The sequence below is a fragment of the Novosphingobium sp. Sphag1I genome (assembly GCF_056279125.1).
In genome coordinates, this window is the sequence record NZ_JBWBQS010000003.1 from 32,455 (window position 1) to 53,984 (window position 21,530).

19 protein-coding genes are annotated in these 21,530 nt (G+C 62.4%); 10 read left to right on the forward strand and 9 right to left on the reverse strand.

Going from position 1 to position 21,530, the window contains the following annotated elements:
- Position 1: 1 nt before the first annotated feature.
- The 4 genes from ACZ9HU_RS03815 to trpC are packed head-to-tail and all read left to right on the forward strand — an operon-like array spanning position 2 to position 3,910.
- Positions 2 to 1,528 carry an anthranilate synthase component I family protein gene (locus tag ACZ9HU_RS03815; protein WP_476102497.1) on the forward strand — a complete coding sequence of 509 codons (1,527 nt, stop codon included), beginning with the start codon at positions 2 to 4 and terminating at the stop codon, positions 1,526 to 1,528.
- Positions 1,525 to 2,133 (forward strand): anthranilate synthase component II, encoded by a 609-nt coding sequence (locus ACZ9HU_RS03820; RefSeq protein WP_476102499.1) that lies wholly within the window; start codon positions 1,525 to 1,527, stop codon positions 2,131 to 2,133. Before ACZ9HU_RS03815 ends, ACZ9HU_RS03820 begins: the two co-directional genes overlap by 4 nt.
- Positions 2,130 to 3,125 carry an anthranilate phosphoribosyltransferase gene (gene trpD / locus ACZ9HU_RS03825; protein WP_476102501.1) on the forward strand — a complete coding sequence of 332 codons (996 nt, stop codon included), beginning with the start codon at positions 2,130 to 2,132 and terminating at the stop codon, positions 3,123 to 3,125. The genes ACZ9HU_RS03820 and trpD overlap by 4 nt, the downstream gene beginning before the upstream one ends.
- On the forward strand, positions 3,122 to 3,910 hold the full coding sequence (gene trpC / locus ACZ9HU_RS03830; RefSeq protein WP_476102503.1) for an indole-3-glycerol phosphate synthase TrpC: 789 nt from the start codon (positions 3,122 to 3,124) through the stop codon (positions 3,908 to 3,910). Before trpD ends, trpC begins: the two co-directional genes overlap by 4 nt.
- On the opposite strand, the gene ACZ9HU_RS03835 is transcribed toward trpC, so the two are convergent.
- Complete coding sequence (locus ACZ9HU_RS03835) at positions 3,907 to 4,467, reverse strand: ADP-ribose pyrophosphatase (protein WP_476102505.1); 561 nt, start codon at positions 4,465 to 4,467, stop codon at positions 3,907 to 3,909. The two genes, trpC and ACZ9HU_RS03835, sit on opposite strands and share 4 nt — an antisense overlap.
- A 92-nt stretch (positions 4,468 to 4,559) precedes the next feature.
- Here ACZ9HU_RS03835 and moaC point away from each other — a divergent pair, with 92 nt between their 5' ends.
- From moaC to lexA, 3 genes are all read left to right on the forward strand, one after another.
- A complete protein-coding gene (moaC, locus tag ACZ9HU_RS03840) occupies positions 4,560 to 5,033 on the forward strand; it encodes a cyclic pyranopterin monophosphate synthase MoaC (protein ID WP_476102507.1) in 474 nt (157 codons plus the stop codon).
- Complete coding sequence (locus ACZ9HU_RS03845) at positions 5,030 to 6,235, forward strand: molybdopterin molybdotransferase MoeA (RefSeq protein ID WP_476102510.1); 1,206 nt, start codon at positions 5,030 to 5,032, stop codon at positions 6,233 to 6,235. The genes moaC and ACZ9HU_RS03845 overlap by 4 nt, the downstream gene beginning before the upstream one ends.
- A 66-nt stretch (positions 6,236 to 6,301) precedes the next feature.
- A complete protein-coding gene (gene lexA / locus ACZ9HU_RS03850; RefSeq protein WP_476102512.1) occupies positions 6,302 to 6,985 on the forward strand; it encodes a transcriptional repressor LexA in 684 nt (227 codons plus the stop codon).
- 46 nt (positions 6,986 to 7,031) lie between these two features.
- Here lexA and ACZ9HU_RS03855 read toward each other — a convergent pair whose 3' ends face one another.
- Positions 7,032 to 9,263, reverse strand: a complete 2,232-nt coding sequence (locus tag ACZ9HU_RS03855) for a ComEC/Rec2 family competence protein (RefSeq protein WP_476102515.1) — start codon at positions 9,261 to 9,263, stop codon at positions 7,032 to 7,034.
- Positions 9,264 to 9,292: 29 nt separating this feature from the next.
- On the opposite strand from ACZ9HU_RS03855, the gene gltX reads away from it, so the two are divergent.
- A complete protein-coding gene (gene gltX, locus ACZ9HU_RS03860; protein WP_476102517.1) occupies positions 9,293 to 10,759 on the forward strand; it encodes a glutamate--tRNA ligase in 1,467 nt (488 codons plus the stop codon).
- 22 nt (positions 10,760 to 10,781) lie between these two features.
- A complete protein-coding gene (gltA, locus tag ACZ9HU_RS03865; RefSeq protein WP_476102519.1) occupies positions 10,782 to 12,065 on the forward strand; it encodes a citrate synthase in 1,284 nt (427 codons plus the stop codon).
- Positions 12,066 to 12,366: 301 nt separating this feature from the next.
- Here gltA and ACZ9HU_RS03870 read toward each other — a convergent pair whose 3' ends face one another.
- The 4 genes from ACZ9HU_RS03870 to ACZ9HU_RS03885 form a co-directional block, all read right to left on the reverse strand.
- Positions 12,367 to 13,737 (reverse strand): sensor histidine kinase, encoded by a 1,371-nt coding sequence (locus tag ACZ9HU_RS03870; protein WP_476102521.1) that lies wholly within the window; start codon positions 13,735 to 13,737, stop codon positions 12,367 to 12,369.
- The gene (locus tag ACZ9HU_RS03875; RefSeq protein WP_476102523.1) at positions 13,734 to 14,678 is read right to left on the reverse strand and encodes a hypothetical protein; all 945 of its coding nucleotides are present in this window, start codon (positions 14,676 to 14,678) and stop codon (positions 13,734 to 13,736) included. Before ACZ9HU_RS03875 ends, ACZ9HU_RS03870 begins: the two co-directional genes overlap by 4 nt.
- 24 nt (positions 14,679 to 14,702) lie before the next feature.
- Positions 14,703 to 15,917, reverse strand: a complete 1,215-nt coding sequence (locus ACZ9HU_RS03880; RefSeq protein ID WP_476102525.1) for a hypothetical protein — start codon at positions 15,915 to 15,917, stop codon at positions 14,703 to 14,705.
- Positions 15,918 to 16,034: 117 nt separating this feature from the next.
- The gene (locus tag ACZ9HU_RS03885) at positions 16,035 to 16,337 is read right to left on the reverse strand and encodes an Hpt domain-containing protein (protein WP_476102527.1); all 303 of its coding nucleotides are present in this window, start codon (positions 16,335 to 16,337) and stop codon (positions 16,035 to 16,037) included.
- Positions 16,338 to 16,474: 137 nt separating this feature from the next.
- Between ACZ9HU_RS03885 and ACZ9HU_RS03890 the strand changes: the two genes are divergently transcribed.
- Positions 16,475 to 18,760: a coiled-coil domain-containing protein gene (locus tag ACZ9HU_RS03890; protein ID WP_476102529.1), complete on the forward strand. Its 2,286-nt coding sequence runs from the start codon at positions 16,475 to 16,477 to the stop codon at positions 18,758 to 18,760.
- Here ACZ9HU_RS03890 and ACZ9HU_RS03895 read toward each other — a convergent pair.
- From ACZ9HU_RS03895 to ACZ9HU_RS03905, 3 genes are all read right to left on the reverse strand, one after another.
- The gene (locus tag ACZ9HU_RS03895) at positions 18,757 to 19,044 is read right to left on the reverse strand and encodes a DUF1467 family protein (RefSeq protein WP_476102531.1); all 288 of its coding nucleotides are present in this window, start codon (positions 19,042 to 19,044) and stop codon (positions 18,757 to 18,759) included. The genes ACZ9HU_RS03890 and ACZ9HU_RS03895 overlap by 4 nt on opposite strands.
- Positions 19,041 to 20,645, reverse strand: a complete 1,605-nt coding sequence (locus ACZ9HU_RS03900; protein ID WP_476102533.1) for a ribonuclease J — start codon at positions 20,643 to 20,645, stop codon at positions 19,041 to 19,043. Before ACZ9HU_RS03900 ends, ACZ9HU_RS03895 begins: the two co-directional genes overlap by 4 nt.
- 100 nt (positions 20,646 to 20,745) lie before the next feature.
- Positions 20,746 to 21,525 (reverse strand): type III pantothenate kinase, encoded by a 780-nt coding sequence (locus ACZ9HU_RS03905; RefSeq protein ID WP_476102535.1) that lies wholly within the window; start codon positions 21,523 to 21,525, stop codon positions 20,746 to 20,748.
- Positions 21,526 to 21,530 lie beyond the last annotated feature (5 nt).

Consider the following 21,530-nt stretch of genomic DNA (forward strand, 5'->3'; position numbering starts at 1 on the left):
CATGACCGACAACACCCATCGCCCAGAAAACTGGGACGCCGCCCTTTCCCTGCTGTCTGGCGGGAATCCGGCGCTGGTGTGGCGTCGCGTCATTGCGGACACCGAAACACCCGTGGGCGCGGCGGTAAAGCTGTTCGCGGGCGAGCGGGGCGATTTCCTGCTCGAATCGGTCGAGGGCGGCGAGGTTCGCGGGCGTTACAGCCTGCTGGGTCTGGCCCCCGATCTGGTGTTCCGCGCCACCGGCCATGCGGCTGAAATCAACCGTGTATGGGCCACCGACCGCGAGGCTTTCGAGCCGTTGGCGGGTGATGCTCTCAATGAATTGCGCGCGCTGGTGGAAAGCTGCCGGATGGATGTACCGGCCGCGCTGCCGCCTGCGCTGGCCTGCATCGTGGGCTATTTCGGCTATGAGACGTTCGGCCTTGTCGAAAAGCTGCCCCGTGCGCCGCAAAGCGCGCTGGAATTGCCGGACATGCTGTTTGTGCGCCCGACGGTGATCCTTGTGTTCGACCGGCTGGGCGATGAATTGTTTGCCGTGGCCCCGGTATGGCCCTCGGACCGCGCGCCAGAAGCCGCGTTGGAAGTGGCGCAGGATCGGATCGACGATGCGCTGCGCGCCCTGGCCGCGCCCGCGCCCGAACCGGTGCGCGCCGGGCCGGACATGCCCATGCCGATGCCGACCCCGGTGATGGCGCCGGGCGATTATGGCAACATGGTCGAGGCCGCCAAGCAGTTCATCGAGGCGGGCGACATCTTTCAGGTCGTGCTGGCTCAGCGTTTCACCGCGCCGTTTACCCTGCCGCCTTTGTCGCTCTATCGATCCTTGCGCCGGGTGAACCCCTCGCCCTTCCTCTATTTCCTCGACCTGCCCGGTTTTGCCGTGGTGGGGTCCAGCCCGGAAATTCTGGTGCGCGTGCGTGACGGTGAGGTGACGATCCGCCCCATCGCGGGCACCCGTCCGCGCGGCAAGACTGCGGCTGAAGACAAAGCCAATGAGATCAGCCTGCTGGAAGACCAGAAGGAGCGAGCCGAACATCTGATGCTGCTCGATCTTGGCCGCAACGATGTGGGCCGCGTGGCCGCCAAGGGCACGGTCAAGGTCACCGAAAGCTATACGATCGAGCGTTACAGCCATGTGATGCATATCGTCTCGAACGTGGTGGGCGAATTGGACACGAACCGCGCCGATGCGATTGACGCGGTCTTTGCCGGTTTCCCGGCGGGCACCGTGTCAGGCGCGCCCAAGGTGCGCGCGGGCCAGATCATCGCGGGGCTGGAGCCGGAAACCCGCGGCGCTTATGCGGGCGGCGTGGGCTATTTCGGGCCGGACGGCAATCTGGACAGCTGCATCGTGCTGCGCACCGGCATCGTCAAGGATGGCGTCTTGCACGTACAGGCGGGCGCGGGCATCGTGGCCGACAGCAATCCGGTCTATGAACAGCGCGAATGCGAACATAAATCCGGCGCCCTTTTCGCCGCCGCCCGTGAGGCGGTGCGCGTGGCGCAGGAAGCGGGGTTTGGACAATGAGAGGCAAGATTCTCGTCATCGACAATTACGACAGCTTCACCTGGAATCTGGTCCATTACATCATGGAACTGGGCGCAGAGGTTGAGGTGGTGCGCAATGACGCCATGACCGCGGCGCAGGCCATCGACAGCGGCGCAACGGGTTTCCTGCTCTCGCCCGGCCCCTGCACGCCGAATGAAGCGGGGATCAGCCTCGATCTGGTCGGCGCGGCGGCAGATGCGGGCAAGCCCTTGCTGGGCGTATGCCTTGGCCATCAGAGCATCGGCCAATATTTCGGCGGCACGGTGCAGCGCGGCGGTTTGATGCATGGCAAGACTTCGCCCGTCACCCATGACAACACCGGCCTGTTCGAGGGCATCCCCTCGCCCTTTATCGCCACGCGCTATCACTCGCTGATCGTGACGGATATTCCGGCCTGCCTGCATGTCAATGCGCGCAGCGACGATGGGCATGTCATGGGTTTCCGCCATGTGTCCTTGCCGATCCATGGCGTGCAATTCCACCCCGAAAGCATCGCCACCCAGCATGGTCATGCGATGCTGGCCAATTTCCTGAAGGTTTGCGGGATTGATGCCCGTATTCCCGATGCGGTGGGGCCTGCATGACGGGCCTGCCGGAGGTTACCTCACAACCCTTTGGCGAGGCGGAATCGGAAAGCCTGTTCGGCGCCATTCTGGATCAGAAAGTCAGCGATGAGGACATCGCGGCGTTTCTCGTTGCCCTGTCGGCACGCGGAGAAACGGCGAGCGAAATAGCTGGTGCGGCCCGCGCCATGCGGTCACGGATGATCGCGGTCCATGCGCCCGAAGGGGCCATTGATGTGTGCGGCACCGGGGGCGATGGGCATCACACGCTCAATGTCTCGACGGCGGTGTCGCTGGTCGTGGCGGCCTGCGGCGTGCCGGTGGCCAAGCATGGCAATCGCGCGGCATCCTCCAAGGCGGGCGCTGCCGATACGCTTGAGGCGCTGGGCCTCAATCTGGCCAATGCCGGCGCGCGGGCGGAAACGACGTTGAACGAGATCGGCATCGCCTTTCTCTTTGCCCAGGCGCATCATCCCGCGCTCAAGCATATCGCGCCGATCCGGCGGAAACTGGGCTCGCGCACGATCTTTAACCTGATGGGCCCGCTGGCCAATCCGGCCAATGTTCAGCGCCAATTGGTGGGCATCGCCCGCCCCGCCTATGTCCCGATCTATGCCGAAGCGATCCGCCGCCTTGGCACGGCGCGCAGTTTTGTCATTTCGGGCGACGAGGGCCTCGACGAACTGAGCCTTGCGGGCGGCAATGAAGTGGCCGATGTGCGCCATGACGCCGTGGCCATGCGCCGTGTGACGCCTGCCGATGCTGGCCTGCCGGAATATCCCGTCGATGCGATCAAGGGGGGCGATCCGGCCTATAATGCCGCCGCGCTCGACCGCTTGCTAATGGGCGAACATGGCGCCTATCGCGATGCGGTGCTGATGAATGCCGCCGGGGCGCTGATGGTGGCGGGCGAAGTGAACGACTGGCGCGAAGGCGCCGAAGAGGCCGCAGAGGCCATTGACAAGGGGCTGGCCAAGGGCCTGCTCGATTGCTGGATCAAGGCTTGCTCATGACCGACAAATTGACCGAAATCTGCGACACCAAGCGTGAAGAAGTCGCCGCGCGCAAGCCTTTGGCCAGCATCGCGGATCTGGATGCCCGTGCGAGCGAGCAGACACCGACGCGCGGGTTTGAAGCTGCCCTGCGCGCAAAGGCCGCCGATGGTTTCGCCCTGATTGCCGAAATCAAGAAGGCCAGCCCTTCCAAGGGTTTGATCCGCGCCGATTTTGATCCGCCCGCTCACGCTCGCGCCTATCAGGCGGGCGGGGCGGCCTGTCTGTCGATCCTGACCGACGCGCCCTATTTTCAGGGGCATGAGGATTACCTGATTGCCGCGCGCGCGGCCTGTGATCTGCCGGTGCTGCGCAAGGATTTCATGGTCGATCCGTGGCAGGTGGCCGAGGCCCGCGCCATCGGTGCGGACGCCATCCTGATCATCGTCGCCGCCCTGTCCGACGCGCAAATGCTTGAAATCGAGGCCGCCGCCATCGAACGGTCGATGTCGGTTCTGGTCGAGGTGCATGACGAGGAAGAAATGGCCCGCGCCGCCAACCTCCAATCGCGCCTGATCGGGGTCAACAACCGCAATCTCAAGACCTTCAAAACCGACATTTCGACGACCGAGCGCCTCGCCGCTCTCGCGCCGGAGGGGACCTTGCTGGTGGCGGAAAGCGGGATCAACACCCATGCCGATCTGCTGCGCCTTGCCCCTTGCGGGGCGCGCACCTTCCTTGTGGGGGAAAGCCTGATGCGGCAAGAGGACGTGACGGCGGCGACGAAGGCCTTGCTCGGGCTTTAACTCCAAAGCTCTGGATAACGCAGCATCAGCGCCTGTGCCAGGATCAGCGTTTTGGCATCTTCCAGCGTGCCGTCCATCACCATGTCACGCAACGCGTCGAGGCCAATCTCAACGACGTTGATATGCTCATCCTCGTCTTCTGCTCCCCCGCCATCGCCCACGCGATCGGCGGCGGTATATTGCGCCAGATACAGCATGACCCGTTCCGTCGACAGCGGCGGGATGGGCCAGATATTGGAAACCGGTTCCAGCGTGGATAGGCGAACGCCGCCCTCCTCCATCGCTTCTTTGTGAATGCGCGCTTCGGGCACGGCCCCATCCAGCCCGCCCGCAATCGCTTCGAGCAGAGGCGCCACCCCGGCATCCAGCACCGCCGCGCGCGGCTGGGTCACCAACATCACCACGCGGCGTTCCCGGTCATAAGGCAAAACCGCGACAGCCTGTCCATTATCGATCAGATGCCTTTCGGAAATCATGCCGTCAGGCATCCGCAATTCCAGCCGAAAAAACCGATACCATCCATCATAGATCAAATGCCGGGCAATAATTTCCGCCATATTTGTTCGGTCCCTCAAAAACTTGGCATGACTCTATCGCAGTTTGCGCATTTCTTCGTTGCCTGATGCCTCCGCTTTGGCAAGAGAGAAGCATGAGCGAATTGACCCATCTCGATGCCCAAGGCCATGCCCGCATGGTCGATGTCGGCGCCAAGGCTGAGACCGCGCGGATTGCGATTGCCTCTGGCCGTATCCGCATGAACGCGGCGGCGCTGGCCGCGATACGCGATGGCAATGTGCCCAAAGGCGACGTTCTGGCCGCTGCGCGCATCGCCGGGATCATGGCGGCCAAGAAAACCGCCGATCTCATCCCGCTTTGCCATCCCTTGCCCCTGCACAGCGTGACCGTCGATTTCATCGTCGAGGAAGGCGCGATCCGCGCCACCGCCATGGCCAGCCTGACCGGCAAGACGGGGGTTGAAATGGAGGCTTTGACCGCCACTTCGCTTGCCCTTCTGACGATTTACGACATGGCCAAGGCGATCGACAAAGGCATGGTCATCGAAGAAGTGCGCCTGATCGAAAAACGGGGCGGCAAATCCGGCGACTGGAAAGCAGAGCTATGACGCGCGCGCCCTTGCCGCTTGAAGAGGCGCAGGCGCGAGTTCTGGCTCTGGCCACTCCGACGGCCGCCAAAACCGTGCCAATTGAGGCCTCGCTAGGGCGTTACCTGTCCCAGCCGCTGCTGGCCCGCCGGACACAACCGGCGGCTGATCTTTCGGCCATGGATGGCTATGCTCTGGCCCCCGGCGATCTGGGCGGGCCGTGGACCGTCGTGGGTGAAAGCGCGGCAGGGCACCCCTTTGGCGGCACCGTTCAGCCCGGACAGGCCATTCGTATCTCCACGGGCGCAATGGTGCCCGATGGCGCCGGAATCGTCCTGTGTCAGGAGGACGCAGCAAGGGACGGCGACCGCCTGACCCTGACCGGAACGCCGCCCCAACCCGAAGGACGGCATATCCGGCGCAAGGGGCTGGACTTTAGCCATGGCGACGAGGTCTTGCCGGCAGGCACAAGGATCGGGCCGGCGCAAATGGCCTTAGCCATCGCGGCGGGCCATGGAGAACTTTCGGTCCATCGCCGCCCGCGTCTGGCCATTTTGGACAGCGGGGATGAATTGGTGGCGCCCGGCCTCGATTGCCCGCCCCACCGCCTGCCCGCCAGCAACGGCGCAATGTTGGCGGCGATGGCATCAGGCGTGGCCGGAGACATCCTGCGCCTTGGACCAGTGGCCGATGATCTGTCTGCGCTGGACGCCGCCTTGGCGCGTGCAGGCGATGTTGATGTGATTGTCACCAGCGGCGGCGCATCGGTGGGCGATCACGACCTGATCCAGCCCGCCTTGCTGAATTGGGGCGCGCAGGTCGATTTCTGGAAGGTCGCGATCCGGCCCGGCAAACCCCTGCTGGTGGCGACGCGCGGGCATCAGATCGTGATCGGCCTGCCCGGCAATCCGGTGTCCAGCTTTGTGACCGCGCATTTGTTCCTGCTGCCGCTGCTGCGCGCGATGCAGGGTTCGGCCAATCCTTTGCCCAGGACCGCGATGGCGCAATTGAGCGAACCGCTGGGTCCGGGGGCCGACAGGCGCGAATTCATCCGTGGATGGTGGGACGGCCAAAATGTCCTGCCCCGACCGATGCGCGATTCCTCTGCGCTGGCGGCGATGGCGGCCAGCAATTGCCTGATCGAACATATGGCGAATGCACCGTCGGCGGCGGCCGGCGATAGGGTGAAGATCCATTTGATCGGAAATGGCGGAAGCGCTTGACGTAAGGGCAATGGTTGCGTAATTGTTCCGCAATTGTTCACGCAACACCCCCGTTGGGAGGTCACAATGCTCACCCGGAAACAGCATGAATTGCTGCGCTTCATCCAAGCCAGCCTTGAGGAATCGGGCGTTTCGCCCAGCTTTGAGGAAATGAAAGAAGCGCTCGATCTGAAGTCGAAATCGGGGGTGCATCGCCTGATCTCCGCTCTGGAGGAACGCGGTTTTATCCGCCGCCTGCCCAACCGCGCCCGCGCTTTGGAAGTGTTGCGCCAGCCCGAAGACGTCACCCCGCCGGTCGCGGCCAAGGCTGCGCCGCCCAAGAAGGTGGTCGAGGCACCCAAGCCTGTCGTGCCCGCCGCGGCCAATGACGTGGTGGAAATCCCGCTGCATGGGCGCATCGCGGCCGGCGTTCCGATCGAGGCAATGGAAGGTCAGACCATGCTGCCGGTCCCGGCGGCCTTGCTGGGTTCGGGCGAACATTACGCGCTTGAGGTTTCGGGCGATTCCATGGTCGAAGCGGGCATTTTGGACGGCGATCTGGCACTGATCCGCAAGACCGACATTGCGCGCGAAGGCGAGATTGTCGTCGCCCTTGTACGCGGCGAGGAAGCGACGCTGAAATATCTGCGGCGCGAACGCGGTCTGGTCCGCCTGGACCCGGCCAATGCGGCCTATGACCCGCAATATTATCAGCCCGGCGAAGTGCAGGTTCAAGGCAAGCTGGCCGGCTTGCTCCGCCGGTATCATTAAGCACCCTGCTTGATCGGGAGGGGGTTGTAACGCCCTCTCCTAATCATCACCTATCGTCATATCCTGCTTTAGACGTCATATCCTGCTTTAGACTAGGCGCGCGCCACCACGGATGTTGCCCCTGCCCCTGCGCCACAGTGACAATTTTCCGTCGGTTCAGATAGATCGCCATCCCGCCGGTCCGATAGAGCAGCGCCTCATCCGCGCGCAGGAAACGGGGGCGGCACGAAGGCTGTAACGCCACCCGTGAGACGACAATATCGACCGCCGCACAAGCCTTGGCCATCGCCGCTTCGTCAACAAAGCCTTCCCCCCGCGCCGCAAGGATGGCCCAATCCCGCTCTCCTTGCCTGATCGTGACACGACAGAAGCTTTGATTGCAGGTCGAGCCACGCCACTGTTCAATCGGCAATACAGCGCCAGACAGCCCGGCCACTTCCTGCATGGCATCCGAAATGTATTTTGAACGCCCTTGACCCATTACCAGCAATTGCCCGGTTTGCGGATCGATCAATCCCAATTGACGTCCGTCACCCGTGATCATGACATCGGGCGGCGCTGATAATGCCAGCCACAGGCAACCAAGGACCGCAGGCACCAGTCCCAGCAGTCGAATAGTCCCACGCCAAAGCGCCAGCCATAACAGGCCCAGCACTATGAAAGCATAGGTGCCCCCCGCCATGACCGGCAATTGCGTCACGGCATCGGGCCGCGCGCCCACCCATCGCGCAAGCCCAATCAGGCCATCCAGCGACAAGCCGCAAAGGCCCCAGAACGGCCCGCCCATGCCAATCATATCGAAGACCAAACCCGCGGCAATCAAAGGCATAGTGACAAAGGTCGTCAGCGGGATGGCAACCAGATTGGCGAGCGAGCCATAGATCCCGGCGCGGTGAAAGTGATAGAAACTGACCGGCATCAGCGCCAATTCTATGACCATGCCCGTCATCAGCAACATGGCAATGTGCCGACCCAAACGGATCACCCAGGCTTCTTCCCGCCGGGCAAGAAAGGCCCGAACCGGGGTCGCTTCATGCAGGGCCACAATGGCCAGAACCGAACCAAAGCTCATCTGAAAGCTGGGTCCGATAACGGCTTCCGGCCAAAGCAGCATCACAAAAGCCGCCGCCACGGCCAAAAGACGGATCGAAAAGGGTTGTCGCCCGGCCGCAATCGCCGCCAGAGCCAGCAAGGCACCAAGACAGGACCGCACCGTCGGCACCTCGGCCCCGGTCAACAACGTATATCCGACCGCGGCCAATCCCCCTGCACCACTAGCCACGATCGGCAAGCGAATCCGCAGAACAAGCCATGGCCAGAGGGCCAGCAGACGCAGCGCAAGAAAATAGGCCCCCGCGACAACGGCGCTGACATGAAGGCCCGAAACGGAGAGCAGATGGGTCAGCCCCGCATCACGCATGGCCGCCTCGTCCTGTGGTGTGATACCTCCGCGCTCACCACTGGCAAAGGCTGCGGCCATGCCCCCCGCCGATCCGGGTAAAACGGCGCGGATATGTGCGGCCAGCGCATGACGCATCCGCGACAGGCCCTGCGCGCGCGGGGCCGATTCGACCGTCACCGGACCAAGAGCGCTGCCCGTTGCCGCCAACCCGCTGAACCACGCCGCGCGTGCAAAATCATAGCCTCCGGGTAAACGCGGTGGCGCAGGTGGAACAAGCCTCGCCCGCATTTGCACATAGGCCCCCTCCACCGCTCCCGGAGCGGAATCGCCGGTTTTCAGCGTGATTCTCGTCTTGATTGCCCTTTTTTCGCCCGGCAAACGCAACCCCAGGATCAGGCGAATCCGCGATTGGGCGGGCAATTCCTGACGCTCCACCACAATGGCTCGTATATTCAAGACCATAGGCACGGGAATCGCCGGCGTACCGACCAAGGTCGATTTGGCCCAAACCAGCCCGCAACCCAAGGCGACGGCCAAGGCCATCGACATCATCGCCTTGGCCAGACACGGCCATCGCCCCTTGGGCCCCAGCAACACGCCGGCAAACAGCGCGACGGAAAAACATATTGCTATCAACAATATCCATTGAAGCGGGCCAAAGAGCGCAAACCACGCCGCCACGCCTCCGGCCATGCCCGCCGCCAGCCATGGCGCCAGCGTCGATCCGGCCCGCAACAGAAATTGCTCTAAGACCAAAGCAAAACTTGCCAAGCGCGCGCGGCTGCGCCAAGGGCCATGTTGCGTTGCAGCGCCATCCCCCCCGAAAGAGGCGGAACGCTGGGCCGTTTGGGTGTTGCTCTGGGTCGCGTGAACCATGGGCCCTATAGGACAGAAAGGACAAGGGAATGACAAGTTCGGGGTTGGCTGGCAGCAATAGCACCGGCAAACGCCCTGTTGTCACTCGTTTTGCGCCTTCGCCCACAGGTTTTCTGCATATTGGCGGCGCGCGCACGGCTTTGTTCAACTGGCTTTATGCCCGCGCCAATGGCGGGCAATATCTTTTGCGTATCGAGGATACCGACCGCGCGCGTTCGACCGATGCGGCCATTGACGCGATCTTTGATGGTCTGCGCTGGCTGGGTCTGGACGGCGATCAGCCCGCCGTGATGCAGTTCGAACGTTCGCCCCGCCATGCCGAGGTGGCGCATAAGCTGCTGGACGCGGGCTACGCCTATCGCTGCTATCTGACTCAGGAAGAGCTGAGCGCGATGCGCGAAGCGGCGCAGGCGGAAAAGCGTCCCTTCCGTATTCAGTCGCCCTGGCGCGACGCGACGCCCGATCAGTGGCCCGCCGATCTGCCCTATGTGGTGCGCATCAAGGCGCCGCGTGAAGGCGCGACCGTGATCGACGATCTGGTTCAGGGCAGCATCACGGTTCAGAACGTTGAGCTGGACGATTTCATCATTCTGCGCTCTGACGGCACGCCGACCTATATGCTGGCCGTGGTGGTGGACGATCACGATATGGGCGTGACCCATGTGATCCGCGGCGATGACCATATCAACAACGCCTTTCGCCAGTTGGTGATCATCCGTGCAATGGATGCCATCGAAGGTGGCCAAGGACATGCATGGCCGGACCCGGAATATGGCCATATCCCGCTGATCCATGGCGCGGACGGGGCCAAGCTGTCCAAGCGCCACGGCGCGCTGGGCGTGGACGCCTATCGTGACGAAATGGGCCTGCTTCCCGAAGCGGTGCTGAACTATCTGATGCGTCTTGGCTGGGGGCATGGGGATGAGGAAATCATCTCGATTGCCCAAGCCATCGAATGGTTCGACATCAAGGATGTGAACAAGGGCGCCTCGCGCTTCGACTTTGCCAAGCTGGCCAATCTCAACGGCCATTACCTGCGCGAGGCCGATGATGCGCGTCTGGCGCAGCTGGTCGCGCCGCGCATCACGGACCTGTCGGTCGAGATGAATTTGCTGGCACAGGCAATGCCCGTGCTCAAGGTTCGCGCCAAGGATCTTAACGAATTGGCCGCTGGTGCGCGCTTCCTCTTTACCGTGCGCCCGCTGGCGCTGGAGGAGAAGGCGGCCGCGCTGCTAACCGACGACGCGCGTTCGATTCTTCAGAAAATTCACGCAACGCTGTTGCAGGAAACGCACTGGACAATCGAGCCCCTGGAGGCCACGGTCAAATCACTGGCCGGCGAGCTTGGTCTTGGTCTTGGTAAACTGGCCCAGCCGCTTCGCGCGGCTTTGACCGGGCAAACTACGTCTCCCGGTATTTTCGATGTTTTGATCCTACTTGGGCGAGAGGAAAGCCTCGCGCGCATCGCGGAGCAAATGGAAACCACAAAAATCTAAGCATACTACAAGGAGTGTTGCGGTGGGTGATACGGCAAAGTTCATCGTCGAGGGCAAGGAAGTTGAATCTCCGATCCTGAAGGGCAGCGTTGGTCCGGATGTCATCGACATCCGCAAGCTTTATGCCCAGACCGGTGCATTCACTTATGACCCCGGCTTCACTTCGACGGCATCGTGCGAAAGCGCGCTGACCTATATCGACGGCGACGAAGGTGTGCTGCTGCACCGCGGTTATCCGATTGGTCAGCTGGCCGAACAGTCGTCCTTCATGGAAGTTTGCTATCTGCTGCTGAACGGCGAACTGCCCAGCGCCAGCGAGCTTGACACGTTCTCGCGCACGATCACGCGCCACACGATGGTCCATGAACAGCTGTCGAGCTTCTTCAAGGGCTTCCGCCGCGACGCGCACCCGATGGCCATCATGGTCGGCGTGGTCGGCGCGCTCTCGGCCTTCTATCATGACTCGACGGACATCTCCGATCCGGTGCAGCGCCGCATTTCGGCCCACCGCCTGATCGCCAAGATCCCGACCATCGCCGCCATGGCGTACAAGTATTCGGTGGGTCAGCCTTTCGTCTATCCCGACAACAAGCTGTCCTATGCCGGCAACTTCCTGCGCATGACCTTTGGCGTTCCGGCCGAAGAATATGAAGTTGTGCCCGCCGTCGAAAAGGCAATGGACCGCATCTTCATCCTGCACGCCGACCACGAACAGAACGCTTCGACCTCGACCGTGCGCCTTGCAGGGTCCTCGGGCGCCAATCCGTTCGCTTGCGTTGCGGCCGGTATCGCCTGCCTGTGGGGCCCGGCCCATGGCGGCGCGAACGAAGCATGCCTCAACATGCTGCGTGAAATCGGTACCCCGGACAAGATCCCGCACTATATCGAGCGCGCCAAGGACAAGAACGACCCGTTCCGTCTGATGGGCTTTGGCCACCGCGTGTACAAGAACCGCGACCCGCGCGCGACCGTGATGCAGAAGACCGTGCGCGAAGTGTTCGAAGCACTCAACGTGCAGGATCCGCTGTTCGAAACCGCTCTGCGCCTCGAAGAGATCGCGCTGAACGATCCTTACTTCGTCGAAAAGAAGCTGTTCCCGAACGTCGACTTCTATTCGGGCATCATCCTGTCGGCCATCGGCTTCCCCACCACCATGTTCACCGTGCTGTTCGCTCTGGCGCGCACCGTGGGCTGGGTGGCTCAGTGGAACGAAATGATCGAAGATCCCAGCCAGAAGATCGGCCGTCCCCGCCAGCTCTACACCGGCCCGACGCAGCGCGACTACGTGCCCGTTGGCCAGCGTTAAGCCTTAAGGCTCGACCATTCACGAACGCGGGGGAAGGGAAACCTTCTCCCGCGTTTTTGTTTTGGGGTTGAGTTTTGAAAGAAGGCAATGATGCGAGGGTCTAGACCCTCGCGCTCCCATTACTGTCTGCGTTGTGCCACGGGTTCGGCGTGAAATGATCGACGCAACGTCACAATATTTAAAGCCTGCGGCGCCCTTTATCTGCGCCGCAGGCTTTAAATTTAACGTCATAAGAAAGCAAAACTGCTCCCATTATCGGGATTGCAAAGGGCCCCCGCCCTTTGCCCGCAGGAGGCAATCCTTACGCCTGAACCGGCAAGGTCAACACAAACCGCGCGCCCTGCCCGGCATGGCTGTCGACACTCAATTCCCCGCCCATGGCGCGGGCCAAGCGGCGCGAAATATAAAGGCCCAGCCCCGACCCACCATCACCGCTGCGCCCAAGGCGTTCGAATTTGTCGAAAACCCGAGCGGCATCCTGCGGCGACAGGCCCGGCCCTTGATCGGCAACTGTGATCCGGGCCACGCCCGCGCCGCCCGTCAGGATCAGCGAGATCGACGAATTTTCAGGGCTATAGCGAATGGCATTACCAATCAGGTTCAAAAGCACCTGAAGCACCCGACGAAACTCTCCGACCGCCGGTAATGAGGCACCTTCGTCCGGCGCGTGGATGGCAATCCCTTTTTCCCGCGCGCGAACGCCCAGAATACCCGCCGCCCGCCGCGCAACATCGGCCAGATCGATCCGGTCCGCCGCCGGCGCAAACCCTTCCGCCTCGATGACCTCCATATCGGACAGGTCCTCGATCAAGGTCAAAAGATGTTGCCCGGCCGAAGCAATATCCCCCGCATAACCGGCATATTCCTCGGTCAGAGGCCCCGCCCGGCGCGTGCGGATGGTTTCGGCATTGGCGATGATCCGGGCAATAGGTTGACGCAGAACCGGCGCCAATTCGCGGCCAATCACGGAACTTGCCTTGGCCGGAGGGGCTTCGACCTCCTGCTCGGGCTCATCCACGCGGGGCAAGGGCTGTTCGCTGGTCAGGCACAGATCAAAACCCAGCGTCTCACCCTCCGGCCCGGTTTGGGGCAGGATTGTGGCCCGCCACCCCCGCGCCGACCCCGGCACAATAACGCTGGCACCGTCCAGCAGGCGCCAATGGAGGGGCTGCTTCAATCCGCTGCCAGGCAATTGCACGAAATCGGTCCAGGGACGGCCCAACCCGGCGCGCATGGCATGGGTGGCCTCCACCAGATCGCTGGCCGAGGATTCGACCGCCATCAAACGTTGATGCGGGTCCAGACGCGCCGTCAATTCGGCCAGCGCCCGGTCAATCTCGGACTTGCGGCGGTTGGCCAGATCGGCCGGTTCCGGCGGTAGGCTGCTGGCCTGCCAATGACGAAGGATGATCAGGCAGCCGCCTTCCTGCGGCGTTACCTCGATCCATGCGCGAATGGTTTCCTGACCGTCCTGCGCGATGATGGGCCGCGCCAGTTTCAGGCCAAATCCGCGCGCTTTGCTGACCAATTCGCGCAATTCGGGAACGGCAATCGCGCCGGGGATCGTCCCACCGCACCGCATTTGCAGCGCCGAAAGCGGTTCGTCCGCCCGCAGCAGCCGATCCTCGCCATCACTTTGCGCTTCGACCTGAATGCGCTCGGGCGCGCTCATGGAAGCCGCCCCAAAGCCTGCGCCGCTTCGACCAGCAATTCACCGGCGCGCTCAACGCTCAAACGCGACAAGCCATCGGGGCGGATCGTCTGCGGATGGAGGATCAGCAAATTCTCCTCGATCACCCCGAGCTTTGCACCGCCAGCGCGCAAGGCCACGGCCAATCTGGCCTGCTGTCCGTCGCGCATCGACAGCAGGACCGATTCGCGCACCCCATCACCGGCCAGCGCCAGCGCCGAGGCAAACATCGCCACCCCGCCATGCGCCAAGGCCAAAGCCGCCACCGACCCCGGCCCCATCGCCGCGACCAGTCGCGCCAGAAGCCCCAAACGGGTCGAAGCCTCATCATAATTCTGGCGCAGGACATCCGAAGCGCGCGATGCGGCCTCGCCATCATCCTCGGCAGCGACATGAAGGGCGACCAGAACGCCATGAAGCAATTCGGCGGGCAATTCGCCCAGCGGCAACTGCATCCGGCGCTGATTTTGCGCAAAGCGCGCCTGCGCGGCCAGCAATTTCATCGCCCGCGCCGAGGTTTCCGCCTCTGTCGAGGCAATAAGCGCCTGTAACAAAGGCGAAACCACCGGATCAACACCCAGCCGGTCGGCCAGACGCTGCGTCATTTGCCATTCCAGCGCCAGGGCGTGAAGATGCGAGAGCAGGCCCGGCACTTCGGGCAATTGTTCCATCAGCGAATCGAGAATTCCGCCGCGCCCGCCCGCGTCAATAACCCCCATCTCCAGCTGATTCGCCAGATCGTCGAGCATCGCGCGCAGCCGCGCCAACACGTCGTCGCCAAACAGTCCCTGATCGCCGCAGACCAGCAAATGCCGCAAGACCGGCACCACCGACCCGACCACAGCATCGCCCCGCGCCAGTTGCAGGCGCAGCGAAGATTCACTCGAATCCCGGCCCAGAGCGTCAGACATACGATCAGTCATAGGCCCACCATAAATGACAGGGAGTTAAGCTGGCGTTAGCCGATTTTGTCTTCCTACCATTATTAATCCGGATAAAAGCAAGGCAACCGCGAAAACCGCTACGCCATTGCGCAACCAATCCAGCATGGACAGCAGACCCAGCATCAGGGCGAACAAGGCTCGATCCTCCATCCATGCCGCGATTCGAATCGGCAAAAGGACCGGAACCAGTCGGATTAACCCCAACAACATCAACGGGGCAAACAGCCCGGCGATATAGCCGTTTTGCCCATGCGCCAGCCCCAGCAGGGCCAGCAGCACGCCGTCAACAATCCAGCGATAGGTGACAACCGGCGCCACGCGCGGCCGCGGCAGGCGCAGTGAGCGCCGCTCAAACCGGCCAAACAGCGATGCGCAGGCAAAACCCAGCCACGCCGCCGCAACCAGCATCAGCCCCAGCGTAATCGCGCCAAATCCGCCCGCCACCATGCCCAGCGCCGCCAGAACGCCCGCCGCCATTGCCACGACGGTGCCGCCTGACCCCGCCTCCAGCAAGGCCGGGCCAGCCAGACGCACAGCCTGACCCGCAAGCCATTCGGAGGGCGAACGCAAACCATCCTCGAACAGATGGTGGCTGATCCAGCCCGGTTCGACGGCCTGAACCTCTTGCTCATTATGCAGCAGGGTCCAGCGTCCCTGCGCAATCACATCATCGGGAACCGAGCGCTGCGGAACGCCGCCTTGCAGCGCAATTCTTTGCAAACAGGCGAAAGTTTCAACGTCACCGGGCAATTCACCCAACCGTTCAACCAGACGGCCCGGAAAGCGCATCGCCCCGGCCGAGGCGTAATTGAAATCGAGGCGTTCAAACCCCGCCGCGACGCCCTGTTCCACCGGCTGTACCAAAACGGCGGGCGTGGCCAGCAATTCATGCGCCAGATCCGGCCATGCAAGAACCCCGTCGCCCAGCGCGATCACCTCATCCTGCGCGCTGACCAGACCCATGACGCCATGCGCGCCCGTGACGCGGTGGAACAAGGCCCCCGCGCTTTCCGCCGCATGTTGCAACGGCAAAAGGCCATCGAGCGCGCCATTGGCCACCACGATCACCCGGTCACAACCCAGCGACAGCGCGATGGCCAATTGATGTCGGGCAAGAGTATGACCGCCAAGCCGCATCATGCCGCGCGGCATGGCCGAAGCCTGCGCGCCGGCATCGGGGCCGACAGGGGCGATCAGGGATAAAAGCGCAACGCGCAAGACATTCTCCGGCAAAGCCAATTTGGCAGGACCGGGCAGGTTGTAAAGAAGCCTGAACGTTATGCCAAGACGCGAACCATCGCCCATACCCCGATTGATTCGGGCACGTACCCCGGATCAACCCAGCGGAAATTCATCCACAAAGGCCTGTAGCTGGCGCAAAATCACCGGATCGCCCGGCGCCCCATCCAATGCCTGATCGGCCAAAGCGATCAGCGGCCAGACCTGAAAGCTGGCCGCCAGCCCTTTGAGACGCATCGCGGCGACTTCCCAATTGCCGTCGCATCGCGCACGTTTGAGCAAGTCGATCTGACGCGCGAGGCTTTCATGGAAACTGGTGCGCAATTCACGCATCAGGACCGGATCATCGCCCGCAGCGGCGGCAAGGGTTGCGTCAAGAGCGCCTGCTTCATAAGCCATGTGGAAACACTACACATCAGAAGTTAAAGCAGTGTTTCCCCACGCGCAGCTTATGCTATCAAGGGCGGATGGCGAGCGGAACACCCATCTTCAGCATTGAACCCCAACACCCTTCGATCACGGAGGATAACGCGGGCATGCCCCTCCCCTCCATGACCGGAGGCGAAGAGGAGGCGGGTTGGGCCGATGATGCCGAAGCGCCCGGACGCAAGCTGCCGGACTGGCTGCCCCTTGCCATCGCGTCGCTGCTTGTTGCCGGGTGGAGCGTGGTATTTGGCATGGGCGCGACGCCCGCGTTAATGAACGCGCGCGGCCCGGCGGAATGGAGCGCGCTGACCATGCAATGGTCGACGCCGGTTTTGCTGATCGCGCTGGTCTATCTGATCGTTCAGCGGTCGAGCCGCCGCGAGGCCTCGCGTTTTGGTGATGCCGCCAGCGCGCTACGCCGGGAGTCGGAAGCGTTGGAGATGCGCCTGACCTCGCTCAACCGCGAATTGAGCCTGGCGCGCGAATTTCTGGCGGCACAGACGCGCGAACTGGATTCGCTGGGGCGCACCGCGGTCGACCGCATCGGACAAAGCGCTCAGAAAATCGATACGCTGGTGCGTGATAATGCCGCACAGGTCGAAACCATCGGCACCGTCAGCACCGCCGCACTGAACAATATGGAGCAATTGCGCGACCATTTGCCCGTCATCAGCAATGCCGCCAAGGATGTGACCAGCAATATCGGCAATGCGGGCCGCATCGCCCACGCCCATCTTCAGGATATGGTCAGCGGCCTTGGGCGTCTTCAGGATTTTGCCCAGTCGAGCGAGCAGCAGGTCGGCTCTCTGCGCGAAAAGATCGAGGCGACGCTGGGCAATCTGGAGGGCCGGACACAGCAGTTGGACGCCGTCATCACCGGGCGGTTTGAGGCGCTGGAGCAACGCTCAACGGGCTTTTCGCTCGATCTGGAACGGCATGAGGCGGACGCCAATGATGCCCTGCGCCGCCGCGCATCGGTGATGGGTGAGGAAATTGCCGCCACCCGCGCCCGGCTCGATCAGGATGAGGCCGAGGCCCTTACCTCGCTGCGCGCACGCCTGTCGGCCATGCGTGACGAGGCCGCGATCATCGGCCGTTCGCTGCGCGAAAACGAAGCCGTGGCTTTGGGTGACTGGCAGGCGGCGACGGCGCGGCTCACCAATGACCTTGCGCGGCTCGATCAGGATCTGGCGCAACGCCATGACGCCGCCATCGAACGCGCGGCCAAGCTGGGCGTGATGAGCGAAGCATCGAGCCTGCGTCTGGCGCAGGCCGAGGCGCGGCTTGAAGCGATTGCCATGGCCGATGTTGCGGTTTCGGGCGCCATGGACACAAGGCTTGAGGCCATTGAGCGCCGGCTGAGTGAAACCGACAAGGGGCTGGAACGGCTGACCGAAACGAGTGTTCGCCTGCTTGATCTCATCCAATCCTCCGCGCGCCACAGCCGCGAAACTTTGCAGCCTGCGCTTAATGAGAGCGAGGAACGGCTGGTGCATTTTGAAACCCGCGTGCAAACGCTGCGCAATGTCGTGGTCGAAGCGGGCGCACAGGGCGAAATGCTGGCCCAGCGCATCGTGCAGGTCCATGGCGCGGCCCATGGCGTGAGTGATGCCTTGAGCGCGCAGGATGTGGCCATTGGCGGGTTGCGCGAGCAGTTGACTCAAGTCGAAAGCGAAACCCTGCGCATCGCCAGCGACGCCAAGGGCGAACTGGGCGAAGCGATCCGCACTCTGGGCGGCACGGTTATGCAGATGCTTGGCTCTATCGAGAGCGAAGGCGCGTCGCGAGTAACCGCTCTGGCCGATCAGCTTTCAACCGAAAGCGGCATCGCGCTGGAACGCGCCATGCGCCTGAAGGCCAGCGAGATCACCGGCCAACTGGAACAGGCCGCATCCCACGCCCTTGGCATCAGCCGCGAGGCTGCCCACCAGTTGCGCGATCAATTACGCGAGGTCGAAACCGTCATCGCCAATATCGAAACCCGCATCGCCGAGGCCCGTGACAAGGCCGAAGACCCGGTGGACAATGATTTCTCACGTCGGATGGCGATCATTACCGACACGCTGCAATCCAATGCCGTGGACATCACCCGCGCGCTGGATAGCGAAGTGGCCGATACGGCGTGGGCATCCTATTTGCGCGGCGATCGTGGAATTTTCACGCGGCGTGCGGTGCGTCTGATGGACACGGGCGATGCGCGTCAGGTGCTGAACCTCTATGAAAATGACGGCGCGTTTCAGGCGCAGGTCAACCGCTATATCCATGATTTTGAAGCAATGTTGCGCCACGTCCTGTCAACGCGCGATGGCCATGCCATTTCGGTGACGCTGCTGTCGTCCGACATGGGCAAACTCTATGTGGCCCTCGCACAGGCCATCGAAAGGCTGCGGGCTTAGCGATCCTGTTCCAGCGATGCGGGAACCTGAAAGGGTGCGATATCCTCGATACGCACCCAATCGTAAACATAGTTGGCATAAAACAGTGCAAAGGCGACGGCGGAAACAATCGTCGCGCGGATCGCCACGCGGCCGGGGCGGAAATTCACCGGCGCACTGGCGGCCTGCCCCTTGATCATGTCATCGCCCGTTTCGTCGGGCGTGCGCAGGCCAAAGGGCAGCACCAAAAAGGCCGAAATGACCCAAAACAACAAATAGATCGCAAGGATGGAGGCGGGTTTCACCCTTCCAGCCCCTCCACCATCAGCATCACCTTGACCTGGGGCTTCTTGCCGCACCAACGCGTGGCGGCACGGCGCACGGCCAGACGAGCCGCTTCGCTGATCGCGCTGGCGTTACGCTTGTCCGGCCCGCGCAGCTTGCCCAGAGCCTCGATCACGTCATTCTGCGCCTCCTCGACAAAGGCGTCGTAATCCTCGACCAGAGGCAAGCCCAGACCGGCCACCTGACAGGCATATTCGTGGTGCTTCATCCGGCCCGAAACCGCCACCATCAACACGCCATGCCATGCCAGTCGGCGACGCATAACCACCGCCTCACCATCGGCGGGCGCGATGATGTCGCCATCCAGAACGAGGCGGCCATGCGGCACCTCGGCAAATTTACCCGGACGGCCCGGCGCCAGACGGACCAGATCGCCGTTCTTCTGCACCACCTGCGTCGGAATACCGCCTTCCTTGCCCACCTTGGCCTGTTCGCGCATGTGGCGCATTTCGCCATGCACGGGCATCAGGATCTTGGGCCGCAGCCAACCATAGATCGCCTCCAGTTCCGGGCGACCGGGGTGGCCCGAAACGTGGATATCGGCCTGACGGTCGGTGACAACAGTAATCCCATCCCCCGCCAGCTGGTTCTGAATGCGCCCGATGGCGATTTCATTGCCGGGGATCTGACGGCTGGAGAAAAGGACAACGTCGCCCGATTCCAATTTGATCGGATGGTTGCCCTCGGCAATACGGGCCAACGCCGCACGCGGTTCGCCCTGCCCGCCGGTGGCAACAATCAGGACTTCTCCACGCGGCAGGCTCATCGCCGTATCGGGATCAATAATATCGGGCAATTTGCCCAGATAGCCGCAACCCTCGGCCGCCTGAATGATCCGATCCAGCGAACGGCCCGACACGCAAAGGCGGCGATTGGTTGCCTTGGCCACCTCGCCCAGTGTGTGCAGGCGCGCGACATTGCTGGCAAAGGTTGTGACCAGAACGCGCTTGCCCTTGTGGCGCGCGACTTCCTCTTTCATCGCGCGGGCGACTTCGCCCTCACTGCCCGAAGGCGAAGGGTTGAACACATTGGTGCTGTCACACACCAGCGCCAACACGCCTTCGTCGCCAATGGCGGTCAATTGTTCAGGCGTCGCGGGCGTTCCGATAATCGGTTCATCGTCCAACTTCCAATCGCCCGTGTGAAAGACGCGCCCATAAGGCGTATCGATCAGCAGCGCATGACCCTCGGCGATCGAATGCGCCAACGGAACATAGCGGATGCCAAACGGCCCCAGTTCAAACTGGTCAAAATGGTCGATGACATTGAGTTCAACGTCCCGATCAATCCCCGCCTCGGCCAGTTTGGAGGCCACCAGTTTCGCCGTGAAAGGCGTAGCATAAAGCGGAACATCAAGGTCGGCGGCGAAATAGGGCACCGCGCCAATGTGATCCTCGTGCGCATGGGTCAGCACGATGCCGACCAGATCCTCACGGCGTTCCTCGATGAAGGCCAGATCGGCAAAGACCAGTTCGCTGCCCGGATATTCATTTCCGGCGAACGTCATGCCCAGATCGACCATCAACCATTTGCCATGCGCGCCATAGAGATTGACGTTCATGCCAATCTCGCCCGATCCGCCCAGCGCGCAAAACAGCAATTCCTTGCCGGGCGTGAACGGATCCTTCGTTTCAGACTTGCGCGCTATTGTACTTCTCCGTTTATCGTGCGGCGACGCGCTCTGCGAGCAGCGCCAGTCCGTTAAGTGTCAAATCATGTTCAACCACATCGAACAGGCCCGGTTGGCGGTCAAACAGCACGGCAAGGCCGCCTGTGGCCACCACGGTCACCGGGCGTGCGATCTGGGCACGCATACGGGCGATCAATCCCTCGATCATCGCGACATAGCCCCAATAGACCCCGATCAGCATCTGGTCTTCGGTATTGGTGCCGATCACGCCTTCGCTTTCGGGCACGGCAATCGCGATGCGCGGCAGTTTGGCCGTATTGCCCACCAGCGCATCAAGCGAAAGATTGATGCCGGGCGCAATGATGCCGCCCTTATAGGCCCCGCGCGCGTCAATATGGTCGATGGTCGTGGCCGTGCCGAAATCGACAACGATCAAATCGCCTTCGAATTTTTCATGCGCGCCAATGGCATTGACCGCCCGGTCCGCCCCCAAAGATTTGGGCGCGTCGACATCGACATCAATGCCATATTCCGCCTTGCCAACGCCGGCGACCAGCAATTCGGTGTTGAAATATTTGGTCGCCAAAACTTGGAGGTTATGCAGCGCCCGCGGCACAACGGTCGAAACGATCATGGTCGAGATCTGCTCTCGGCCAAACCCCTCAATCGCCATCAACTGCAACAACCAGACCGCGAATTCATCCGCCGTGCGGCGCGGATCGGTGGCGATACGCCAACGCGTCTTCATCTCGCGCCCGTCATAGAGCGCGAAGACGACATTGGTATTGCCCACATCAATGGCCAGCAACATGCTGC

Bases quoted from the DNA above. Each gene is read 5' to 3' on its own strand.
- ACZ9HU_RS03820 (WP_476102499.1), top strand. From the start codon at position 1,525: ATGAGAGGCAAGATTCTCGTCATCGACAATTACGACAGCTTCACCTGG.
- lexA (WP_476102512.1), top strand. From the start codon at position 6,302: ATGCTCACCCGGAAACAGCATGAATTGCTGCGCTTCATCCAAGCCAGC.
- ACZ9HU_RS03905 (WP_476102535.1), bottom strand. From the start codon at position 21,525: ATGTTGCTGGCCATTGATGTGGGCAATACCAATGTCGTCTTCGCGCTC.
- ACZ9HU_RS03815 (WP_476102497.1), top strand. From the start codon at position 2: ATGACCGACAACACCCATCGCCCAGAAAACTGGGACGCCGCCCTTTCC.
- ACZ9HU_RS03875 (WP_476102523.1), bottom strand. From the start codon at position 14,678: ATGACTGATCGTATGTCTGACGCTCTGGGCCGGGATTCGAGTGAATCT.
- ACZ9HU_RS03885 (WP_476102527.1), bottom strand. From the start codon at position 16,337: ATGGCTTATGAAGCAGGCGCTCTTGACGCAACCCTTGCCGCCGCTGCG.
- trpD (WP_476102501.1), top strand. From the start codon at position 2,130: ATGACGGGCCTGCCGGAGGTTACCTCACAACCCTTTGGCGAGGCGGAA.
- ACZ9HU_RS03900 (WP_476102533.1), bottom strand. From the start codon at position 20,645: ATGAACGTCAATCTCTATGGCGCGCATGGCAAATGGTTGATGGTCGAT.
- ACZ9HU_RS03835 (WP_476102505.1), bottom strand. From the start codon at position 4,467: ATGGCGGAAATTATTGCCCGGCATTTGATCTATGATGGATGGTATCGG.
- ACZ9HU_RS03845 (WP_476102510.1), top strand. From the start codon at position 5,030: ATGACGCGCGCGCCCTTGCCGCTTGAAGAGGCGCAGGCGCGAGTTCTG.
- ACZ9HU_RS03855 (WP_476102515.1), bottom strand. From the start codon at position 9,263: ATGGTTCACGCGACCCAGAGCAACACCCAAACGGCCCAGCGTTCCGCC.
- trpC (WP_476102503.1), top strand. From the start codon at position 3,122: ATGACCGACAAATTGACCGAAATCTGCGACACCAAGCGTGAAGAAGTC.
- moaC (WP_476102507.1), top strand. From the start codon at position 4,560: ATGAGCGAATTGACCCATCTCGATGCCCAAGGCCATGCCCGCATGGTC.
- ACZ9HU_RS03890 (WP_476102529.1), top strand. From the start codon at position 16,475: ATGCCCCTCCCCTCCATGACCGGAGGCGAAGAGGAGGCGGGTTGGGCC.
- ACZ9HU_RS03870 (WP_476102521.1), bottom strand. From the start codon at position 13,737: ATGAGCGCGCCCGAGCGCATTCAGGTCGAAGCGCAAAGTGATGGCGAG.
- gltX (WP_476102517.1), top strand. From the start codon at position 9,293: ATGACAAGTTCGGGGTTGGCTGGCAGCAATAGCACCGGCAAACGCCCT.